At 50.6% G+C, this 757-nt stretch carries 2 tRNA genes and 1 rRNA gene; all 3 read left to right on the top strand.

The features are described 5' to 3' along the window. Positions 1 to 56: ribosomal RNA gene (locus tag FPL19_RS17490) — 16S ribosomal RNA — on the top strand; the annotation flags it as partial. Between the two features lie 251 nt (positions 57 to 307). Continuing rightward, positions 308 to 384 (top strand) — tRNA-Ile (locus FPL19_RS17485). Between the two features lie 96 nt (positions 385 to 480). Further along, positions 481 to 556, top strand: a tRNA-Ala gene (locus tag FPL19_RS17480). Positions 557 to 757: the final 201 nt, after the last annotated feature.

The raw sequence follows: 757 nt of genomic DNA, 5'->3' as shown, positions 1-757 counted from the left end.
GGGTGAAGTCGTAACAAGGTAGCCGTAGGGGAACCTGCGGCTGGATCACCTCCTTAAACGAAGCCGAATGCTTCGGTCAGAGTCCACACGAATTACTTGGTTGGCTTAAGAAGAGAGCAAAGGGTCTATACAGACCCGATGACTGTTCAGGTCTTTCTGTATGGAAAGATGGGAGCAGGAATTAGCGCTGTAGGTTGTGACAGCTGACAAGGCGCGGATGGAGTGAGTGAGGGAGCGTACAAACGTACGTGACCGAGTGAACGAGAGCCGCAACGCAGCTCAGGTGGCACAAGGTGCAGTGATAATTGGGTCTGTAGCTCAGTTGGTTAGAGCGCACCCCTGATAAGGGTGAGGTCGGTGGTTCAAATCCACCCAGACCCACCAGAATTTCGCTGCTCGTCGTTGTCGAAGCACTTGCATAGCAGGCTATGCGGCGCACTTCGACGCCTAGATCAGCAAAATTCTTGTAGGTAGCTTTTAGGGGCTATAGCTCAGCTGGGAGAGCGCCTGCCTTGCACGCAGGAGGTCAGCGGTTCGATCCCGCTTAGCTCCACCAAAACCTGAATGATCGATGATTGACTGACGAAAGTCAGTGTACAGAAACGAATGTTTCAGATTGATGAAGCCTTCCTTTCTGATCACTGGGTCAGATTTGCTCTTTAACAAATTGGACGAGAAGAACACGAATGCATTTCTCTCATTATCTCCGAGAGGGATGGATTCAATGTGATAGCGATTTCAAGCGTTATCCGGTGTT

Source organism: Marinobacter halotolerans (assembly GCF_008795985.1).
Taxonomy (GTDB): domain Bacteria; phylum Pseudomonadota; class Gammaproteobacteria; order Pseudomonadales; family Oleiphilaceae; genus Marinobacter; species Marinobacter halotolerans.
This window is presented reverse-complemented; position numbering and strand designations above follow the sequence as displayed.